The organism is Mycobacterium gordonae (assembly GCF_017086405.1).
GTDB lineage: Bacteria > Actinomycetota > Actinomycetes > Mycobacteriales > Mycobacteriaceae > Mycobacterium > Mycobacterium gordonae_D.
Genome location: NZ_CP070973.1, coordinates 6,803,752 through 6,824,037, shown reverse-complemented (window position 1 = coordinate 6,824,037; position 20,286 = coordinate 6,803,752). Strand labels below are relative to the sequence as shown.

Sequence of the window (20,286 nt, the reverse complement as noted above, 5' to 3'; positions counted from 1 at the left end):
TTACGGCCCTGTTCGGGCACCCATTGGTCACTTGCCGCCGTTCAGGCTTGTATTCGCGCCTTCTTATATACAGTGGGGGATCGTGCGCCAGTCCGAGAACGTGAGCTCCACTCGTAGCCTGCTGCCGTCGCCGGGTGCGCAGGAGGCGCACACGCCGCAGAGCGGATTCCGCGACGACATCGAGGGCTTGCGGGGCTTCACGCTGTTGGCGATCGTCGGCTGGCACATTTCCATGCCCGGTGTCAGTGGTGGCTTCGTCGGCCCGGACATCTTCTTCGAGATCTCGGGTTTCGTCATCACCGGGCAGCTCTGGAAACAGGTGAGCACCACCGGCACCGTCGGACTGAAGAAGTTCTACGGGGCGCGGTCCCGCCGGCTGCTTCCGGTGTCGGCCACGATCGGTGTCATCACTGCGATCGCCGCGGCGTTCCTGTTGCCGGTGGTGCAGGCCCAGAGCGCCCTCAAGGACGCCATCGCGTGTGCGCTGTACGTCCCCAACTTCTGGTTCATCGTCCAACAGGTCGACTATTTCGCCGGCGGTGTGCCCTCGCCGTTCCAGCACTACTGGACGCTGGGCGTGGAGGAACAGTTCTATCTGCTGTGGCCGCCCATGATCGTCGGGCTGGCATGGCTGATCAGGCGGCTGCGCCGCCGTGGCAAGGGCGCCGCGGGGTCCGAGCGAATCCCGTCGAAGACGCCGTTCCTGGTGCTCGTCACGTTCATCGCCGTTTCCTCCTTCGTGTTGTCGCTGCTGGTCACCTATGTGATGCCGCTCGCGGCGTACTTCTCGCTGTTCACCAGGGCCTGGCAGTTGGCGCTGGGCGCCCTGGTCGCGCTCACGGCCAACCAGTGGAGCCGGCTCCCGGCGCGGGCCGCCGTGCTCATCGGGTGGGTCGGCACCGCCATGGTGCTGCTGGCCTGCGTCTTCTTCACCCCGGACATCCCCTACCCCGGGACGGCGGCACTGCTGCCCGTCCTGGGCACCGCGCTGGTGCTCGGGGCCGGCTGCTCGACACCGTCGCAGGGCGCCGGGCGCGTCCTGGGCTGGTCACCGATGCGGGCGATCGGACGGCTGTCCTACTCGTGGTACCTGTGGCACTGGCCGGTGCTGGTATTCGCCCCGATTGTGGTGGGGCACCCGCTCGGCCTGTTCGGCAAGTTCATGGCGGCGGTCGTCGTCTCCGGTGGACTGGGGTGGCTCACCCTGCGCTACATCGAGAACCCGCTGCGCTACGCTGCTCCGCTGCGCAAATCTCCGATGAAGAGCCTGGCTGTCGGTGGTTTCGCCACTTCGCTGGCGGCGTGTGTGGGCGTGGCGTTGCTGATGTACGTGTCGTCGATCCCGATGCCCATCCCGGTCGGGCGCGGCGCGGCGGCGGCGCCGTTGACGATCAAGGCACCGCCGGTGCCCACCGGTGACGACATCGCGGCCTACGACGCGGCGATACAGAACGTGTTCGGCCAGGTACAAGCGGCGGTTGCGGCATCAGCCGAAGTGAAAGACGTTCCGTCGAACCTGGATCCGTCGCTGGCCGATGCGGCGGGCGAAGTCGGTCAGATGATGTTCGACGGCTGCTTGCGCCTGCCGATTCAAGCCGGCCAGCCCGAGTGCGCAATGGGCGACAAGACCTCCAAGACGACGGTGGCCGTAGTCGGTGACTCGCATTCCTCGATGTGGATTCCGGCGCTCCGGGAAATCGGCAAACAGCGGCCCTGGCGCATCGAAGCGATGGCCAAGGCGGCCTGCCCGATGATGGATCTGCCCATCGCCAACCGCTTCGTCGCCCCGATTGTCGAGGCCCTGCAACACTGCGAACAATGGCGGGGCGAGATCATGTCGCGGCTGCGTGCCGAGCACCCGCGCCTGGTGATCGTGAGCGTGTTCCGCGGATATACCGCAACCCACAGCAACGGCTTCCTCTCGGGTTTCTCCTCGTACGACCCAGCCTGGGTGAACGGACTGAAGGGTCTGGTGCAGCAGCTTCGCGGCATCGGCGCCAAAGTGATGGTGCTCGGCCCGCTGCCGCATCTGAACGCCGCGGTGCCGGGTTGCCTGTCCGAGCACCTCACCGACGCGACGGCGTGCGCGCCGCCCATGTCGACCGCATTCGACCGAGCCGGCATGGCGGCCGAGGCCGCGGCGGTCCAAGCCGGCGGGGGCCAGTACGTCGACCTCACCGACCTGTTCTGCACCAAGCAGCACTGTCCCGTCATCGTCGGTAACACCCTGGTCTACGTCGATGCCGGCCACCTCACGCTCGAATACTCAAGATTGATGGCACCGGCGCTGGCCGCGTTGTCCGATCGCGCGCTCGTCGCTAACGGGTGATCGAGGCGACCACTTCCGCAGTGGTCGGCACGGCGGGTTGCGCAGCCGCTCGAACAACGGATCAAGGTCCGTGTCGGCAAGTCCGTTGGAACACCAATGTTTCTGTACCACAACACCACTCGTCTGCGGTGCGAGTTCACCTGCCGCGCTACCGAATTCGGACGCGCAGCGTTGTCAGTGCGCCTTCAGCACGGCCGTGATGGGCCGCCAGATTCGCGTAATCGCCCATGCGCCAGCAGCGAACTCTTCCGACGTCAGGGGCGCAATCTGTCGGAGCTGCCGGGGCCGGGCGCGGCGGGCAGACCGTGACGACGCAATTGCCGAATTGCGGGCGGTAGTCGAGCATCTGGTGCGCGAAGGGCAACTGCTGACCGGGGGCAGCCCGGCCACCGGGGCGCTGTTTGAGACCCTGCTCGATCGCGGCGCCGACAGTGACGTGACCGAAGCCGCGGCCGCGATGAACACCGTGGCTGAGCAACGCCACGACCCGGACCTTCCGGTGCGCGACATCTGGCTGACGCTGATGCAGGCGTTGCTGGCCCGAAGCAGAGGCAGGAACGGGGAATACGGGCAACTCGCCGACCGCAATCTGGAGATGGCGGTGGCGCTGGACGTCGTGGGCGGCGGGTGGGTGTGCTCGGAAGTAGCTGCGGCATAGCGCGTTTCGACTCCTGCGGTGGCCTCGACGACGTCATCGCGGTGCCCGGCCGATGCGTGTCGTCACTCGCTTTCGCGGGAACCGAAATCTATGTCCCCGAGTCGGCGGGTTACTCCATATCGACGTCGGTGTGCAGGGCTCGGCGGTCCCGACCGCCACGATTGCGGTCTGAGGTGCGCGGCGTCACACCGGGCGCCGGTTTTCGCGCCGGTCGACCTGGGTATCTTCATTCTCACATTTGAGCCAGGAGGAAGACGTGGCAGTCGGGTTCGCAGATGTCATCAAGTCGAAGTACCTGTTGCTGACGACGTTCACCAAGGACGGCCGTCCCAAGCCGACCGCGATCTGGGGTGTGCCCGACGGTGATCGACTGCTCGTCATCACCGATGACGAATCGTGGAAAGTCAAGCGAATCCGCAACACCCCGCGGGTCACGCTCGCCAAGAGTGGTTCGCTCGGCAAGCCGAAGAGCGACGAGGTCGAAGGGGTTGCCCGCGTGCTGCCCAAGTCGGAGACTCGGCAGGTCTACAACGCGGTGCTGCGCCGCTACTGGTACCACGCCTGGTGGTTCCTCCCGCACTCGATCGTGCGCGGCGGCATCGACAAGGTGCACGTCGGACTGGAGGTCAAGCCGGCCGGCTGAGTCCGGGGCTGTCACCATGGTGGAGTGACCACCGCAATCATCCTGGTGATTCTGGTGCTGCTGGGACTGGGCATCGTGATCAACGGCCTGCTGAGGCTCCGTCGGTGGCTGGGCAACGTACCCCCGGATGTCGCTCCGCCGAGCGAAGAGGCCGGCGCGCACCCCGACGACGCCGAAGACTAGCGGCGGCTGCCCGGTCCGGGCATGCTGCGGATTCGCGGATCGCGGCATACTGGTGCAGTCGCGCCAAAAATGTTGGCGCCCACCAGTTCCAGCGACCCATGAGGTACATGAACGCCGGGACGAGAACCATCCGGACCAGGGTGGCGTCAACCAGCACCGCTATCGTCAGCCCGAGGCCGAACATCCGCATGAACGAGACCTCAGCCGTGGTCAGCGCCGCGAAGCTGATCGCCATGATCAGGGCGGCGGCGGTGATCACGCGCCCCGTATGGGCGAGCCCGAGGGTCACGCTTTCGTCGTTGGCCGCCCGCGGAGTCAGCGCCGAACCGTTCTGCTGCAATTGGCGCCAGTGCTCCCGGATCCTCGCGATCAGGAAGACCTCGTAGTCCATCGACAGCCCGAACGCGATACAAAAGAGCAGCACAGCCAAATTGGCGACCAGCGTTCCGGTGGTGGTCGTGCCGAGGCCGTCGAGGTGTCCCTCCTGGAAGACCCAGACCAGCGAACCGAAAACGGCGGTCAGTGATAGGCAGTTGAGAACAATCGCCTTCACCGGCAGCACCACACTGCCGGTGAGCAGGAACAACAGCGTGAAGGTCACTGCGCCAATGAAACCCAGCACCCACGGTATCCGGGACCGGATCGCGTCCACGCTGTCGCGGTTGGTCTCGGCCAGACCACCGAACTCGACCCCGCGACCCCGGGGTGGGTTGACCGCATGCAACGCCTCGAGTTGGGCATCCGAGACGCGGGAATACAGAGGCGCTCTGGTGTTCACGGTCAAAAAGGCGCTACCACCGGAGAGCCCGGTCAACGCGTCAGCCGGGCCGACGATCTTGCCGTCGGCATAGGTACCCGACGGTGCCGACACATCCACGACCCCAACGACTTTCGAGAGCGCGGCGGCGTACTGATCGAGTTGTGCGGCAGTCAGGCCGGTGGCATCGGGTATGACGACTTGAATGGACTTTGCGTTGTCCTCGGAGAAGGCGCTGCGCAATGTGTCGCCGACCTGACGCGACGAAGCCGAGTCCGGCAGCACACGGTCGTCCGGGTATCCCCACCGCGCCTGCGCGAAGGGCGCACCGAGTAACAGCAGGAGCGCCGCGGCGGCCAGTCCGACCGGCACTCGGTAATGCATCACGAATTTGCTTGTCCGATACCAGAAGAACCGCTCGACCGGACGTCGGTCGAGCTCGGGGCGCCGCGACATCCGGCGCAGGTCCACCGCATTCAACCGGTCGCCCAGCAACACGATCGCGGCCGGCGAGACGATGATTGCGCACGCCGCCGCGAAGGCCACCGTGGCAATTCCGGCGTAGGCGAACGACCGCAGGTAATACATCGGAAACACCACCAACGCGGCCATCGACAGCGCGACCGTGATCGAGGAGAACAGCACCGTGCGGCCGGCAGTCGACACGGTGCGGATGACAGCCTCGTCGCGGCCAGAGCCTCGAGCCAGTTCCTCGCGGTAGCGGCTGACGATCAGCAGGGTGTAGTCGATGGCCAGGGCCAGACCCATGGCCATGGTGAGGTTCAACGCGTAGATGGAGACGTCGGTGGCGTAAGTGATCAGACGGAGCACCGAGAGCGAGCCGAGGATGGCGAACACACCGACAGTGATCGGAACGGCCGCCGCGAACAGCCCGCCGAAGGCCCAGACCAGCACGGCGAAGCTGAGCGGAATGGCGATCAACTCCATGCGCAGCAGGTCGCTCACGGTCCGGTCGTTGACCTGGGCGTAAATCATCGCAGCGCCGCCGGCGCGGACGACGACCCCGTCCTGGTCGGTGGCAACCCCGCCGGAGAGTTCCTTCGCGTAACGCTGGGCCAGATTCTCCCCACCGGAGAGGTTGGCGATGATCAAGCCGGTCTTTCCGTCGGCACTGACCATGGCGCTGCGCACCGTATCCGGCTGAACCCACGCCGAGGTGACGCTGAGCACGTGCGGCGACGCGCGCAGCTTCCCGACGATGGCACTGGCCACGGTGCGTGCCGATGGACTGGCTGGTCCACCCGGTGCGGTCACCGTGAATACCAGTTGTTGGTCGCTCTGATTGAATTTCTGGGTCAGCAGCTCGCCGGCCCGTGTCGACTCCGAATGCGGGTCGTCGAATCCGCCGGCCGCAAGATGGTCGATGACCGGGATGCCGAATATGGCCGCACCGATCATCGCCAAGGTGGCGAAAATAAGGATGCGCCGCGGCGCGGTGGTGGCCAGTATGGCGATTCGGTGCAGCATTAGTTGACGATAAAGTAATCCATGATTCGGACGGCTTATCGGCAACGATTGCCCAGGAATTAGCCAGCTTTTCCGCAGGCATTGGTGGCGCCATCAATTGATAGCATGCACCAATGGAGCACCTCGACGTAATAGTTGTGGGCTCGGGCATTTCCGGTATCAGCGCGGCGTGGCACCTGCAGAACCGTTGTCCGGACAAGAGCTACGCCATCCTGGAAAAGCGGGACCGGATGGGCGGTACCTGGGATCTGTTTCGCTACCCGGGCGTCCGTGCCGACACCGATATGTATACGCTCGGCTTTCACTTCCACCCGTGGACCGGCCAGGCCATCGCCAAGGGCGGGCCCATCCTCGACTATCTCAAGAGCACGGCGGCCGAGTCGGGCGTCGATGCGCACATCCGCTTCAACCACAAGGTCATCAAGGCGGACTGGAGGAGTGCGGAAAACCGCTGGATCGTGCGCGTCGAGCGGGTCAGCCCAGGGAGCAGGATCGCCTCCTCGGTGACGTTGTCCTGCTCTTTTCTTGTCCTGTGCAGTGGCTACTACTACTACGAGGAGGGTCACTCGCCCCGCTTTGCGGGTTCGGAGGCTTTCCAGGGTGAGATTGTGCACCCTCAGTTCTGGCCTGACTCGCTGAGCTACACCGGCAAGCATGTGGTGGTGATCGGCAGTGGTTCGACCGCGGTCACCCTGGTTCCGGCGCTGGCTGACTCGGGTGCCGCACACGTGACGATGCTGCAACGCTCACCGACCTACGTGATGGCTGAACCGGACCGTGACATCCTCGCGGAGCGGCTGCGGCGCTTGCTGCCGCAGACCGCTGCGTACTCCGCCGTTCGCTGGAAGAACATCGTGCGCAAGTCCGCTTTCTACTGGGCCTGCCGGCGGTGGCCCCGACGCATGCGGGCCCGCTTGATCGAGATGGCCCGCCGTCAGCTCCCGGGGGGCTATGACGTGGACAGACACTTCGGGCCGCAGTACAACCCTTGGGACCAGCGACTCTGTGTCGCACCCAACGGGGATCTGTTCCGGACCATCCGCGAGGGGCGGACCGAGATGATCACCGACACCATCACGCGCTTCACCGCGACGGGGATCCTGCTTGATTCGGGGCGCGAACTGCCCGCCGACATCATCGTGACCGCTACGGGTCTGAACCTGCAGCTTTTCGGCGGTACGTCGGTGAGCATCGACGGCCGTCCGGTAGACCTCAGCCGGACCATGGTCTACAAAGGCTCGATGCTCACCGGGGTGCCGAACATGGTCTTCACCTTCGGCTACACGAATGCTTCCTGGACTTTGAAGGCAGACCTGGTGTCCGAATTCGCCTGCCGGTTGCTCACGTACATGGCGGCTCATGGCCTGGTGCGGGTGACGGCCGAGCACCCGGGCGATGACGTCGAAGAGCGCCCGTTCATCGAGGACTTCACGCCGGGCTACGTGCTGCGTGTGCTGGATTGGATGCCCAGGCAAGGGTCACGCAACCCGTGGCGGGTGAACCACAACTACCTGCGGGACCTCGCCGTGATTCGGCGTGGCGGCGTCGCCGGCGAGGGCCTGCGATTCGCGTCCGACTGCCCGGACGTAGTGGCCGCCACCCGCAACTGAAGTTCCTGTGTCAACCAAGGTTGACGTCTAAGGGTGACCGTGCTTACACTTGCTGCAGATAACAATTGCATATTGCTTCTTTTCTTTTCGGCCCGTCCCGCCCCAATCCGTAACGGTTGACACCAGCGCCGGCGGCTCGGCCGATCCTCATCGTCGTGCGTCGCGGCCAAGTCAAGGTCTGCAAAATGAAGGAGGAGGCGCATCATGGCGGCTCTTTGAATGAATCTGGACCGTTTCACGCGGCGGGAAATCACCGCCGTGGTTCCGCCCGGCCTTCCCTTCGGGTAATTCCCGTCATTATTTCTGACGGTGCGTCACATATATCAGCGCGCCATTACGGACCGATGTCCCGTTGAATCGCTGAAAACTCTTACGCAAATTTATCGATAATCGTCGTGCATCGGCGTGCCGGCAATCTGACACCTTGTCGACTCTTTTATTCACAAATTCTTCCAGCATTAGGAGTTACGCAAATGAGCCGAATAGCGATCGTTGGAATCGGCTGCCGCTACGCCGGCGGTATCGACACGCCGCAGTCGTTCTGGGACTTCGTGGTCGACAAGAAGGACGGCGCGATCGTCGACATACCCGCGGACCGATGGGACTACCGCCGCTTCTATGACCCCGACAAGGCCGCTGCCGGAAAGATGTACACCAAGCGCGGCGCCTTCCTGAACTCCGATCCTTGGCAGTTCGACCCGGAGTTCTTCGGCATCTCCCCGCGTGAAGCAACGAGCATGGACCCCCAGCAGCGGCTGATCATGGAGGTCGCCTGGGAGGCAGCCGATGATGCGGGCGTGGCCGGCCGGCTCTCGGGCCACTCGGTAGGCGTCTACGTCGGCGCGTTCAATGTCGATTTCTCAGTGACCACCATGGCCGCCTCGGCAGTGGCGCACATCGACATGAACACCTCCACCGCCGCCTCTTTCACCATGCTCTCCAACCGGCTGGCATACGCGCTCAACCTGATGGGACCTGCCCTGACGATCGATACGGCTTGTTCCTCGTCGCTGGTGGCGTTTCATCTGGCGTGCCAGGCGATCTCCAACGGCGACTGTGACATGGCCCTCGCGGGCGGGGTCAACCTGATGCTGCAACCGGAGACATTCGTGTCGATGTGCAAGGGCGGCTTTCTGGCGGCCGACGGCCGCAGTAAACCGTTCTCGGCCCGCGCCGACGGCTACGGCCGCGGGGAGGGCGCCGGGATGGTGGTGCTGCGCAGGCTCGAGGACGCGCTGCGCGACGGCGACCGCGTCTACGCGGTCGTTGCGGCGACCGGAAGCAATCAAGACGGCCGCACCAGCGCCATGACCGTCCCGAACGGCGATGCGCAGGAGGCACTGGCGCGTTCGGTGTGCGCCCGCTCTGGCCTCGCCCCGCGAGACGTGACCTATGTGGAGGCGCACGGTACCGGAACGCCGGTCGGCGATCCGATCGAGTTGGGCGCGCTGGGACGGGTGTACGGGTGCGTCGACGGCCGCGTGAAGCCGCTGCCGGTGGGCTCGCTGAAGGCCACCCTCGGACACACCGAGGCGGCGTCGGGCATCGCCGGGGTGATCAAGGGCGCTCTGGCGATCTACCACCGCACGCTGCCGCCGCAAGGCTGGTTCGACGATCCCAATCCCGATATCGCGTTCGACGAGCTGCGGTTGTCGGTTCAGACCGAACCGGAGGCCGTCGACATCGAGCGGATGGCCGTTGCTATCAACGGGTTCGGATACGGCGGCACCAATGCGCATGCCATCCTCGCCGAGTTGGAGCCACCAGTGGCGCCGACGCGGCCCGCCGCTCCCACCATGCGGCGCAATGCCGGCATATTTCCGTTGTCGGCGCGCAGCGAGGCCGCTACCCGCGCACTCGCCGGCAGGTATGCCGATCTGCTCGAATCAGGCACCGACCCAGGCGATCTGATCGACGCCGCGTGGAATCGGCGCGCGCACCAACGGCATCGGGCGGCAGTGTCGTATGTCGACCTGCCCGCGCTGACCGGGGGGCTGCGGCAGGTCTCCTCTGGCGGTGCCCCGGTGGGCTCCGTGGTGGACAACGCCGAGGGGCTGGTCTTCGTGTTCTCCGGAATGGGCACGCAGTGGTGGGCGATGGGCCGCGACCTGCTCAACGCGGGTGGCATCTTCGCCGCTGAAGCCGCCCAGATCGACGACACCTTCCGGCGAATCGCCGACTGGTCCATCATCGAAGAGCTGTCGCGTCCCGAAGAACAGTCCCGGATCACTTCCACGGCGATCGCACAGCCGGCGACGTTTCTTCTCCAAGTAGCGCTTACGCGCGAACTCGGCCAGTACGGAATCACACCCAGCGCCCTGGTGGGGCACAGCATGGGCGAAGTGCCGGCCGCCTACCTGGCCGGCGCGCTGTCACTGCACGACGCTCTGCTGGTGACCTATCACCGGGCCCGGTTGCAGGCTACGACGGCCGGCACCGGCGGCATGCTCGCCGTCGGGTTGCCCTACCGCGAGTTGCAACCGCTGATCGGCGATGACATGCGTATCGATGTCGCTGCCATCAACGGCCCGTCTGCGGTGACGGTGGCCGGCGTGGTGCGCGAGCTCGAAGCGCTCGCTCAAATCCTCACCGAGCGTGGCATTTTCAATCGGTTGCTGCGGGTGGAAGTGCCGTACCACAGTTTCCGGATGGATCCGATTCTCGCCGAATTGCGATCCGAGCTCAGTGCCCTCACCCCGCAACCGCCGCACCTGCGGCTCTATTCGACGGTCACCGCCGAACCGGTCACCAGCCCGCTGGACGCCGACTACTGGTGCGCCAACGTGCGGCAGCCGGTGCGCTTCGCGGACGCCGTCAAGGCGTTGATGGACACGGGCCACCGCAGCTTCCTGGAAATCGGCCCGCACCCGGCGCTGTCTGGGAACATCCGCGAACTCTTGCTGAAAACCCACGAGCCCGGCGTCGCAATCCCGACTCTGCACCGCGGCCAGCGCGACGCCGAAAGCGTCCGGCAGACACTCGCCGAGTTGTACACCGCCGGTGCGCTCGACGGGACAGACCTGTGCACGCGAGTCGGACCGCACGTCGAGCTTCCCCGGTATCCCTGGCAGCGTCAGCGGCTGCGCGACGAGATGCCCGAATTCGTGCAGATGAAATACGGGACCCCGGACGGCTACTCGATGCTGGGCGATCCGGTTCTCGACCAGCCCGGGGCGTGGGAACTCCAGCTCAGCGCGCAGGCACTGCCCTGGCTCTCCGATCACGTGGTCAATGGCGCGTGTGTGCTTCCCGGGATGGCCTACGTGGATGCCGCATTGAGCGCCGCGGCCGCACGCAGCGGCCTGCCTGCGGCGATAGCCGAGGACATCCGCTTCGCCGCTCCGCTCTACTTCGATCCCGTCGACGGCGCCGTCCTGCGCACCGAACTCGATGAGACCAGTCGCCGTTTCACCATCCGCTCCCGCGCCGCGACCGGCAGGACGTGGACGACCCACGCCACCGGCCGCCTGGTTGACGGAAAGTACCTGCCGACAAAGCATCCCGACACCACGGCCGGCGACCTGACCGCGATCGATCCCGCCGACTTGTATGCCGCCCTGACCACTAACGGCATGACCTACGGTCCCGGGTTCCGCCGTGTCACCGCACTGCGAGCCAACGCCACACAGGCAGTCGCCACCGTGGACGCCCGTTCGGATGACAGCACCAGGCACCTCGCGCATCCCGGCGTTATCGACGCCGCGCTGCACACCATCTCCCCGCTCATCGACCGATCCGTCGGCCGCACCCTGGGCACCATCGTCCCGATCGGGGTCGACGCGGTCCGGGTGTTCGCTCCCTTCCCCGACCGTGTCGAGGTGTTCACCAGCCTGCATCCCACCGATCCGCTGCGTGCCGACATCGTGATCCTCGACTCGCAACACCTCGCCTGTGCGGAGCTTTCGGGCGTGCGGTTCGGTTCCATCACGCCCGGGCAGGAGCCGATCGACCGTCTTGATCCGCTCTTCTACGAAGAGGTTTGGGAGCTGTGCGACGAGTTGGACACCGCGACGCTGCCCTCGCCCGAGCACACCGCGTCGGTGATCCTGGCACTCGGTGACCAGCCCAGCCCGCGAGCCAGACAACTGGCCGAAGCGCTGCCCCACGCCACCCTGTACCACTGCACGGACGCGGCCGAGCTGGACACCGAACTCACGCGCTTGCTCGATGCGGCAACGAAGAGACTTCCCCGAACACACGTCTGCGTCGTCGCGGGCCGCTGCGCCGACGCCAGCGCCGCGCTCTGGCTGCTCAAGCAGATCGCCGTCACCACCGAAAGATTCGTCCAGGACAGCAAGGGCGACCAAGCCGACGGGATCGAGGCGCTCGGGGACGACACGTGCTACGCCAGTCTCATCACCGAGATGGCGTTCGCCCATCCCAACGATGTCTCGGCGCCCGACGTGAGCCACGCCGGTCTGGCCGGAGCACGGCGTTCCCTGGTCGCCGAGCAGTCCCGGCTACGGTGGCGGCTGATCGACGTGGCGGCGGATACCGAACTCGGCCAACTGATGTCCGAGCTGGCAGTGCCGGGCGCGTTCTCCCCGGACAAGACCGACGAGATCGTCCTGCGCAGTGGGACGCGATGGGCCACCGTCGTGGCGCGGACGTTGCCGCAGCGGCTCGAATCGATGGCACGAGCAGAAGAGCTCACCGACCCGGAGGCGAACTTCGCCGTCGACGTCCCCAAATCCAGAATTCTGTCCGATCTCGGCTGGCGGCGGTGTCCCCGGCCGGAGCCGGGACCGGGCCAGGTCGAGCTGCGGATGCAGGTCGTCGGGCTGAACTACAAGGACGCCATCAAGGTGGTCGGACTGCTCGGAAAACGGGAACTGGAGGGCACGCATTTCGGCACCGAATTGGGCATGGAGGGTGTCGGGGTGGTCACCCGCGTGGGGCCTGGGGTGCACGGCTTCCACATCGGTGATGTCGTCACCACGGCCACGCGCGCCATGCTCGTCCGCTACCAGATCGCTGACGCGGCACTGTGCATCAAACTGCCGGATCCCAGCGATGGCCGCTTCCGTCCCGAATTCTGCACCAGCATGACCGCTTTCATCACCGCCGAATACGCTCTGCTGGAGTTGGCCCGGTTGCAGCCCGGTGAGACGGTGCTGATCCACGGCGCGGCCGGCGGCGTCGGACAAGCCGCCATCCAGATCGCCAAACTGTGCGGGGCAGAGGTCATCGGCACGGCCAGCACCAACGAGCGGCGCTCGTTCGCGCTCGGCTCGGGCGCCGATTACATGATCGATTCGCGTTCGCTGAACTTCGTCGACGACGTTCATCAATTGACCGGCGGCCGTGGCGTCGACGTGATCATCAGCAGCGCGCCCGGAGAGATCCTTCGGCACAACTTCAGAGCCGTCGTCGAGTTCGGCCGGATCGTGGAGGTCGGCAAGGCGGACATCTACGGCAACAGCACGCTGGACATGGCGGTGCTGGACAAGAATCTCAGTTACTTCCAGATCGATATGGATCGATTCATGGCCTTTGACCCGCAGGCCTGCCTGAAGCTGGAAGCTGAGATCTACGACAAGTTCGCCGATGGCACCTACCAGCCGCTGCCGGTGGACGTCTTCGATGCGGCCGAGATCGGCCGGGCCTGCGAAGAAGTGTTCCGCTCCAGCCGGACCAGCCGCGTAGCGCTTCGCCTCGGCGACATTCCGCCACCGGTGAAGCCGGGTTGGCGCGAAGTCGTCACCGATCCCGAAGGCCGCTATCTGATCACCGGCGGGCACGGCGGCTTCGGCCTGGCCACCGGCCGCTGGCTGGTCCGGCGCGGGGCGCGCCACCTCACCCTGGCCAGCCGCGGCGGCGCCACTACCGAGTTGGCGCGCAAGCAGATCGCGCAGTGGCGCGCCGCTGGGATCGAGGTGACCGAGGAGTTGGTCGACATGACCGACGCAGCCGCGGTCGGCGCCATGGTGGATCGCTGCGGTGCCGGCGGGCGCCCGCTGCGCGGCATCTTCCACGCCGCCGGAGCCATCGCGGACCAGCGGATAGCCGATATGGACCTCGTCGACCTCAAGCGGGTGTACGACGTCAAGGTTGACGGCGGCCGTGCCTTGTGGTCGGCCGTTCAGGCCGCGGGCATCACCTTGGACCAGTTCGTGTTCTACTCGTCGGCCGGCACGATGCTGGGTCTGCTCGGTCAATACAGCTACGCCGCCGCCAACCTGGCCGTGCAGGCCCTGACCGATTCGATTGCGCACCAGGGGCAGCCGGCGACGTGCATCGGGTGGGGTCACATGTCCGGTACGGCCGGCGGCATGGCCGGCGACGAGAACCTGGCCAGGCACATGATTGCCTGTGGCGTCGACCCGATCGAAATGGACGATGGACCAATATATTTGGAACAGGCGCTGCGGCTGGGTGTCCGGCAGGGATCGATCATCTCGATCAACTGGTCGCAGCTGGACACGGTGTTCGGCCACTTCCGCCAGTTGCTGCGCACCTCGGCGGTGATCTCCACGGCCGCCGAGTCGAACTCGGCTCAGGACCGATTGCGGGCCAGTCTGGTCGCCCTTGAGGAAGCCGAGCGGGGCGCGGTGCTGGGCTACCTGCTCGCAGAGCAACTCGCCACCGTGATGGGGGTGTCGAAGGAGTCCATCGACATCGACGTGCCCGTCATGGAACTCGGCCTGAATTCGCTGATGGCGGTCGAATTCAGTGCCCGCACCGGCGAGGCGATCGGCGTGTCACTGAACACGCTGATGCTGGGACCAAGCTACAACCTGCGCAAAGCCGGTGCCGCACTGGCCGAGACCATCGTTTCAGGAGCCAAGAAATGATCGAAACCCAGCGTGACGAAGCCGCGATGCGGGAGATGGCCAGCCGGCTGCTCGCCGGCGGCGGCCACGGCGACAACCTGGTCTCCGCACCGCCTCCGGTGGCGCCGATCGGCGCCACACCCGCAGTGCGGCAGAAGTTTTCCGACCACCCCCTGGTGGCGGCGGCGTGTGAAGTGAACGCACGCCGGCGCGCGATCTGGGAGCTGACCGGGATGCCCAGTCCGCTGTTCCTGGAGCGGAAGGGCTACAACACCGCCGTCATCGAAGGGCCGGACCGGGAGTTGACCAACTTCGCCGGTTACAACTATCTGGGGCTGGCCCACCACCCGAAAGTGGTTCGTGCAGTGCAGGATGCGGTGGCGCAGTACGGCGCTTCGGCGTCCAACAGCCGCATCACTTCGGGCGAGACCGCGTTGTATCCTCGGCTCGAACAACGGCTGGCCCAGATCTACGACGTAGACGCGGCCATCATCGCCAACAGCGGATTCCTCACCAATGCAGGGGTTCTCGGGTACCTGCTGGGTGAGGGTGACGCGGCCGTGTGCGACTCACTCATTCATGCCAGTGTCGTCGCCGGCGCCCGGTGGGCCGGCGCGCGCGTCATGACGTTTCGGCACAACGATCCGGAGTCCTTGCGGGCGATCCTGCGAACATCTCGGGACCGCTTCAAGCGGGTCCTGGTCGTCATCGAAGGTCTCTACAGCATGGACGGCGACATCGGGCTCCTTCCGCAGATCGCCGCCGTGGCGCGTGAATACGATTGCGGGGTAATGGTCGACGAGGCCCACTCCATCGGCGTTCTCGGGGCGCACGGGCATGGCGTCCGTGAGCACTTCGGGTTGCCCGGTGATGCGGTCGACATCTGGATGGGCAGTCTGTCCAAGGCGCTGGGCAGTTGTGGTGGTTTCATCGCCGGCAACGCGAACCTGATCGAAGCACTGGGCACCGCGCCCGCGATGCTGCTCACCGTCGGGTTCCCGCCCACCGCCGCGGCGGCCGCGCTCGCCGCCCTTGAGGTGCTCGACAGTGAGCCCGAGCGGGTGCAGCGCCTTTGGCGAAACACCAGACTGTTCACCTCGGCACTGCGCGACCGCGATATCGACCTCGGCATGTCGCAGCACACCCCGATCTGTCCGGTGCTGATTCCGAGTGTGGCCAGGGTCGTGTTCGCCTCTGCGTTGCTCCTGCAACGCGGCATCTACGTCGGGCCGGTGACGGCTCCGGCGGTGCAGCCGGGACAGGAACGGCTGCGGTTCTTCATCACCAGCGAACACACCGAGGAGCAATTGGCGACCGCGGTGGACTCGGTCGTCGAGGTGGTGGAGATCGCCGACCAGCTCGACAGCACGATCCCCGTCTGACATGCGTGCGGTGATCGTCGACGGGCCGCGCAGCATTAGGGTCGAAACACGGCCCGATCCGGCCCTTCCCGGACCCGACGGTGCGATTGTCGCCGTGACGGCGGCCGGTATCTGCGGATCCGATCTGCACTTCTACGACGGTGAAATCCCGGTACCCGGGTCGGTGGCCCTCGGCCACGAGGCGGTCGGCACCGTCGTCGAGGTGGGACCGGATGTGCACTCCGTCCGGGTCGGGGACCGGGTGATGGTGTCGTCGGTGGCCGGCTGTGGCACCTGCCCGGGCTGCGCCACGCGCGACCCGGTGACCTGCTCGGCGGGCCTGCGGATCTTCGGCTCCGGAGTGCTGGGCGGCGCGCAAGCCGACCTGCTCGCCGTGCCAGCCGCCGACTTCCAATTGCTCAAGATTCCCGCGGCAATATCCACCGAACAGGCGGTGCTGCTCACCGACAATCTCGCCACCGGATGGGCGGCGGCTCGGCGGGCCGACATCCCGTTCGGTGGCACCGTGGCGGTGATCGGCCTGGGAGCGGTCGGACTGTGCGCGTTGCGTTGCGCGTTAGCGCAGGGCGCGGCAACGGTTTTCGCTGTCGACCGGGTGCAGGGGCGACTGCAGCGCGCCGCCGCGTGGGGTGGTATACCGATCCCGTCGCCGGCTGCCGAGGCCATCATTGCCGCCACCGGCGGCCGTGGCGCGGATTCGGTGATCGACGCCGTCGGCACCGACGCGTCGATGACCGATGCGATCAACGCGGTCCGCACCGCGGGCACCGTCTCAGTGGTCGGATTGCATGATCTGCAGCCATTTCCGCTGCCCGCCCTGCCCTGCTTGTTACGCAGCATCACGCTGCGGTTGACTACCGCGCCGGTGCAGCGCACCTGGCCGGAATTGATCCCCTTGCTCGCATCCGGTCGGCTCGACGTCGAGGGCATCTGCACCACCACCATGCCCTTGGCTGCCGCCGCGGAGGGCTACACGATTGCGGGATCGCGGTCGGGCGACCAGGTGAAAATCTTGCTAACGCCGTGAGGGCGGGCAGGCTAGCTGGTGATCGCCCGGAACGCGGCGACGGTGTCGGCCACCGTGTCGCGCGCGTCCCGGTAGGTCAGGCCCAGCTCCTGCTCACTCGGCGAATCGTCCGACTTCGGCATCTGTGTGTAGTACTGCATGCCGGCTCCGGTGAACGGATTGTCGAACGGCAGATAGGGTCCCGCGAGATCGAGCACCGACCCGGCTACCCGCAGGACGGTGTCGGGGATAGGAATGGCGACCATCGGGGTGTCGGCGACCTGGCCCAGCATTCTGGCGAGCTCGGTCACCGGGACCCGGTGCCCGCCCGCCATGTACCGGCGCGGCCCGCGCCCCGGTTCCAGTAGGGCCACATGCAGGGCGGCGAGATCGCGCGCGTCGACGATCAACCAGGCGGCATTGCGTCCGGGGATGGTGTGCATTTGCAGCGCTGCCTTCACGCCCTCGCCGGCCTCGCCGAACTGGTCGCCCACCGGCGGCCCGAGCACCATCCCCGGGTAGGTGATGGTCACGGGCGCACCGGCGTCCTGCAGACCGCGGGCATAGATCTCCACCTGCGCTTTGGAGGTTCCGTAGCCGTCCGTGCCGCCCACTACCGGCAGATCGGCGGTCAGCATGTCCAGGTCGGGATGGAACAGCGCGGTGAAACTCGAGACGTGGATGATCGGGTCGAGTCCCAACTGCACGGCCTGGCCGAGCACGTTGCCGGCACCGTGCATGTTGGTGCTCAGCATCTCCGGAGTCTGACGAGGATCGGTGGCCACCAGAGCCGCGCTGTGCACAACGGCGTCGCACCCGGTCAGCGCCTCGCGCACGGATTCTCGGTCTTTGATGTCGCCTGCCACGTAGTCCGAGACGTCGACACCGAGCGCGCCCACCGACGTCTTCAGTTTTGCCGGTGTTCGCACCAGGAAGCGGACAGAGTGACCCGCATCGGCGATGGCCTTGGCCGTCCAACCGCCCACAAACCCGGTTCCACCGGTTACCAGAACACGCATGCTGCGATTCTCCAATGCCCGGTCAGCCGGTGGCGCGTCGGGGGGTTAGAGGCGGCCCGCGGCGAAGTCGGCTGCCTGTCCGGTCATCCCGTTCACCGGATAAGTGGTGTGCGCAAAAGTGGGGGTAGTGCCGCCGCCGTTGCAGATGGTGTCGCCGTCGGCACACAGCTCGATCGTCTTGGGCTGATACAGCGGGCCGATGGCGATCTGCGGGGCGTTGTACTGGCTCAGGAATTGCGGCGAGGGCGTACCGAACAGTGCCACTGCCGCAACATGATTTGCAATTTCCGGCGCCAGCGGCTTGGGAACCGCCCCGGCAGGCACACCCGGCGGCACGGCCGCTGAGGTGACGTAGCCCGCCACCGCGGCGCCCTGCGAGTAACCGCCCAGCACTTCTTTGGTGTTGGGGCAGCTCGACGCCATCGATTGGATGTGCGACCCCGCGTCACGAATCCCGTCGATGACGGTCAGCGGGAAATCGCTGCTACCGAAGTCGGTGCTGGCGGGGTAGTTGACGGCATAGACACCAAGTGATCTCGCGCCGATGTCCGGACGCAGCGAGTCGACGAAGGACTGTCCGACGCCACCGACGCCGGGCGGTTCCCCGCTGCCCCGGGCGAATACCACCTCGACGTCCGGGCATGGTTCGGCTGAGGCGGCCGGAGATGGAATACTAAGCAGCGCAGACGTACTCGCCGTGACTGCAATTCCGGCGGCCACGACAAGCCGTCGAGCGGATCGCACGATATGTTGCTTCATCAGCAGAGGGATAACCATAATTTGACTTCTCAATCAAACCCCAGGCTGCCCCGCACAACATCGGACGATTGCACCGGGCAGCCTGGGTTTGTTGGCTCGCAACGATTTCCGCTGCGTGCTACTTCTTGAAGGCGTCCTTCACCTTTTCGCCGGCATCCTTCAGGCTGGACTTGGCCTGGTCGAACTTGCCCTCGTTCTCGGTGCTGCGGTCACCAGTGGCCTTGCCGACGCCCTCTTTCGCCTTGCCGCCCAGGTCTTCAATCTTGTTCTTGATCTTGTCTTCGGCGCTCATGCCCGGCTCCTTCGTTCGCTTCTTGGCTGACTGCAGGGATGTACCCGACTGCGCCGGGTGCTAAAACCCTCAGTACCGCGCCCGGCGACGCCGAAACGCCTTCCGGACGTCCAGGCCGGCGTCCTTGACGTTCGCCTTGGCCTGGTCCAGCTTGCCTTCGTACCGGGTGCGGCGGTTCCCGGAGAGCCGGCCGAGGGCTTCCTTGGCTCGCCCACCCCAGTACTGGGCGGTGTTGCTCAATCGGTTGTTCCGGTTGTTCGTAGACATGGCCAACGGATACCCGCTGACCGGCGGCTTTATGCTCAGCCGGTCGGCACGTTGCCGCGCGGCAGGGTCAGCGGGAGGTCGGCGTAGGTGACGATGCCGGGGGCCGCCGCAACCACGGCCGGGATGGCGTTGATCGCGGGCATCGCCGTCATGATGTGGCCGAGTGCCATGAACTCGGCCAGCGTCGTGGCCTGGAAGTACGGGGGCGGAAGGAAGCCGACCTTGGTGGTCACCGTCGGCTGCCCGTCGATCTGGATCACCCAGCCGTCCTGGTCGATCTTCCAGTCGGGGTCCAGTGTCTGCCCCTTGCGCCAGCGCACGTTGAGGTCGATGACTGTTCGCCCGGCGACGATGCCCCGCCAGCTGATGTAGACGCCGGCGACGCATCCCGCCGCAATGGTCCATGATGCCATCTCGAGATCGGCTGTGGTCTGGGCGAATTCGGGAACGCACCGGATCTCGTCGAGGTCGACACCGAGCGCGTCGGCCACCAGGCGGACCGCTTCGCCGAAGATGGCGGTGCCCTTCTCGGCCATCTGCGCCAGTTCGGGGTGGTCGATCGGCTGGCCGAAGCCCACCGGTCGCTCGGTGTCCGGTGAGTCGTAGAAGGTGGTGTCGGCGGCCTCGCTGACGGTGACCTTGTCGACGCGATTGCACACCACTGCCGACACGATGGCCAACAACTCGGCGAAGCCGGGGCTGACACCGGAGCCGAACATCGTCGAGCCGCCCTCCTGGCAGGCCTGGGCGATGCGATCGCGGCCGTCGCCCAGGTTGTGTCCGGTGATGAACGACGCCGTCGTCACCACGTTCACACCCGCGGACAGGATGCGGACCAGTTCGTCGACGTCGATCCACATCGGGTTGTAGACCACGCAGTCCGGTTTCAGTGCCAACAACGCCTCGGCATCGCTGGTGGCGGACACCCCGATGGGATCGATACCGACCAACTCACCGGCGTCACGGCCGGCCTTCTCCGGCGACCACGCATAGCATCCGACCAGCTCGAACCGGGGATTGGCGACGATCGACCGCAGGGAACTCTTTCCGACATTGCCGGTCGTCCATTGCACGACGCGATATTTGTTGGGCACTCGCTCAGCATAGGTAAGGAGGGCTG

13 protein-coding genes are annotated in these 20,286 nt (G+C 66.0%); 7 read left to right on the top strand and 6 right to left on the bottom strand.

What is annotated here, in order from left to right; all coding sequences use genetic code 11:
• The first annotated feature begins 82 nt into the window (after positions 1 to 82).
• The 3 genes from JX552_RS29460 to JX552_RS29450 all read left to right on the top strand — a co-directional run bounded on the left by JX552_RS29460 (position 83) and on the right by JX552_RS29450 (position 3,630).
• Complete coding sequence (locus tag JX552_RS29460) at positions 83 to 2,329, top strand: acyltransferase family protein (RefSeq protein WP_241010769.1); 2,247 nt, start codon at positions 83 to 85, stop codon at positions 2,327 to 2,329.
• Between the two features lie 325 nt (positions 2,330 to 2,654).
• Positions 2,655 to 2,987, top strand: coding sequence for a hypothetical protein (locus JX552_RS29455; protein ID WP_205875322.1), 333 nt, complete (start codon positions 2,655 to 2,657; stop codon positions 2,985 to 2,987).
• A gap of 256 nt (positions 2,988 to 3,243) precedes the next feature.
• On the top strand, positions 3,244 to 3,630 hold the full coding sequence (locus JX552_RS29450) for a PPOX class F420-dependent oxidoreductase (protein ID WP_205875321.1): 387 nt from the start codon (positions 3,244 to 3,246) through the stop codon (positions 3,628 to 3,630).
• A 79-nt stretch (positions 3,631 to 3,709) separates the two neighbouring features.
• Here the strand turns inward: JX552_RS29450 and JX552_RS29445 are convergent, their stop codons facing one another.
• Positions 3,710 to 6,058: an MMPL family transporter gene (locus tag JX552_RS29445; protein WP_205875320.1), complete on the bottom strand. Its 2,349-nt coding sequence runs from the start codon at positions 6,056 to 6,058 to the stop codon at positions 3,710 to 3,712.
• A 113-nt stretch (positions 6,059 to 6,171) separates the two neighbouring features.
• Here JX552_RS29445 and JX552_RS29440 point away from each other — a divergent pair, with 113 nt between their 5' ends.
• The 4 genes from JX552_RS29440 to JX552_RS29425 all read left to right on the top strand — a co-directional run bounded on the left by JX552_RS29440 (position 6,172) and on the right by JX552_RS29425 (position 16,850).
• Positions 6,172 to 7,668 carry a flavin-containing monooxygenase gene (locus JX552_RS29440; protein ID WP_205875319.1) on the top strand — a complete coding sequence of 499 codons (1,497 nt, stop codon included), beginning with the start codon at positions 6,172 to 6,174 and terminating at the stop codon, positions 7,666 to 7,668.
• A gap of 473 nt (positions 7,669 to 8,141) precedes the next feature.
• Positions 8,142 to 14,462, top strand: a complete 6,321-nt coding sequence (locus JX552_RS29435) for a type I polyketide synthase (protein ID WP_205875318.1) — start codon at positions 8,142 to 8,144, stop codon at positions 14,460 to 14,462.
• On the top strand, positions 14,459 to 15,823 hold the full coding sequence (locus tag JX552_RS29430) for an aminotransferase class I/II-fold pyridoxal phosphate-dependent enzyme (protein WP_205875317.1): 1,365 nt from the start codon (positions 14,459 to 14,461) through the stop codon (positions 15,821 to 15,823). The genes JX552_RS29435 and JX552_RS29430 overlap by 4 nt, the downstream gene beginning before the upstream one ends.
• Before the next feature lies 1 nt (position 15,824).
• On the top strand, positions 15,825 to 16,850 hold the full coding sequence (locus JX552_RS29425) for an alcohol dehydrogenase catalytic domain-containing protein (protein WP_205875316.1): 1,026 nt from the start codon (positions 15,825 to 15,827) through the stop codon (positions 16,848 to 16,850).
• Between the two features lie 11 nt (positions 16,851 to 16,861).
• Here JX552_RS29425 and JX552_RS29420 read toward each other — a convergent pair whose 3' ends face one another.
• From JX552_RS29420 to JX552_RS29400, 5 genes are all read right to left on the bottom strand, one after another.
• The gene (locus tag JX552_RS29420) at positions 16,862 to 17,848 is read right to left on the bottom strand and encodes an NAD-dependent epimerase/dehydratase family protein (protein ID WP_205875315.1); all 987 of its coding nucleotides are present in this window, start codon (positions 17,846 to 17,848) and stop codon (positions 16,862 to 16,864) included.
• A gap of 45 nt (positions 17,849 to 17,893) precedes the next feature.
• Positions 17,894 to 18,607 carry a cutinase family protein gene (locus JX552_RS29415; protein ID WP_205875314.1) on the bottom strand — a complete coding sequence of 238 codons (714 nt, stop codon included), beginning with the start codon at positions 18,605 to 18,607 and terminating at the stop codon, positions 17,894 to 17,896.
• Between the two features lie 118 nt (positions 18,608 to 18,725).
• Positions 18,726 to 18,899 (bottom strand): CsbD family protein, encoded by a 174-nt coding sequence (locus JX552_RS29410; RefSeq protein WP_055580265.1) that lies wholly within the window; start codon positions 18,897 to 18,899, stop codon positions 18,726 to 18,728.
• A 69-nt stretch (positions 18,900 to 18,968) separates the two neighbouring features.
• Entirely contained in the window at positions 18,969 to 19,166 is a 198-nt protein-coding gene (locus JX552_RS29405; RefSeq protein WP_205875313.1) for a CsbD family protein, read from the bottom strand.
• A 35-nt stretch (positions 19,167 to 19,201) separates the two neighbouring features.
• Positions 19,202 to 20,260 (bottom strand): NAD(P)H-dependent amine dehydrogenase family protein, encoded by a 1,059-nt coding sequence (locus JX552_RS29400; RefSeq protein ID WP_205875312.1) that lies wholly within the window; start codon positions 20,258 to 20,260, stop codon positions 19,202 to 19,204.
• Between the last annotated feature and the right edge of the window lie 26 nt (positions 20,261 to 20,286).

What these genes read in the sequence shown, in the direction of transcription:
- JX552_RS29430 (WP_205875317.1), top strand. Translation starts at nt 14,459, where the DNA reads ATGATCGAAACCCAGCGTGACGAAGCCGCGATGCGGGAGATGGCCAGC.
- JX552_RS29420 (WP_205875315.1), bottom strand. Translation starts at nt 17,848, where the DNA reads ATGCGTGTTCTGGTAACCGGTGGAACCGGGTTTGTGGGCGGTTGGACG.
- JX552_RS29415 (WP_205875314.1), bottom strand. Translation starts at nt 18,607, where the DNA reads ATGAAGCAACATATCGTGCGATCCGCTCGACGGCTTGTCGTGGCCGCC.
- JX552_RS29440 (WP_205875319.1), top strand. Translation starts at nt 6,172, where the DNA reads ATGGAGCACCTCGACGTAATAGTTGTGGGCTCGGGCATTTCCGGTATC.
- JX552_RS29435 (WP_205875318.1), top strand. Translation starts at nt 8,142, where the DNA reads ATGAGCCGAATAGCGATCGTTGGAATCGGCTGCCGCTACGCCGGCGGT.
- JX552_RS29410 (WP_055580265.1), bottom strand. Translation starts at nt 18,899, where the DNA reads ATGAGCGCCGAAGACAAGATCAAGAACAAGATTGAAGACCTGGGCGGC.
- JX552_RS29405 (WP_205875313.1), bottom strand. Translation starts at nt 19,166, where the DNA reads ATGTCTACGAACAACCGGAACAACCGATTGAGCAACACCGCCCAGTAC.
- JX552_RS29445 (WP_205875320.1), bottom strand. Translation starts at nt 6,058, where the DNA reads ATGCTGCACCGAATCGCCATACTGGCCACCACCGCGCCGCGGCGCATC.
- JX552_RS29425 (WP_205875316.1), top strand. Translation starts at nt 15,825, where the DNA reads ATGCGTGCGGTGATCGTCGACGGGCCGCGCAGCATTAGGGTCGAAACA.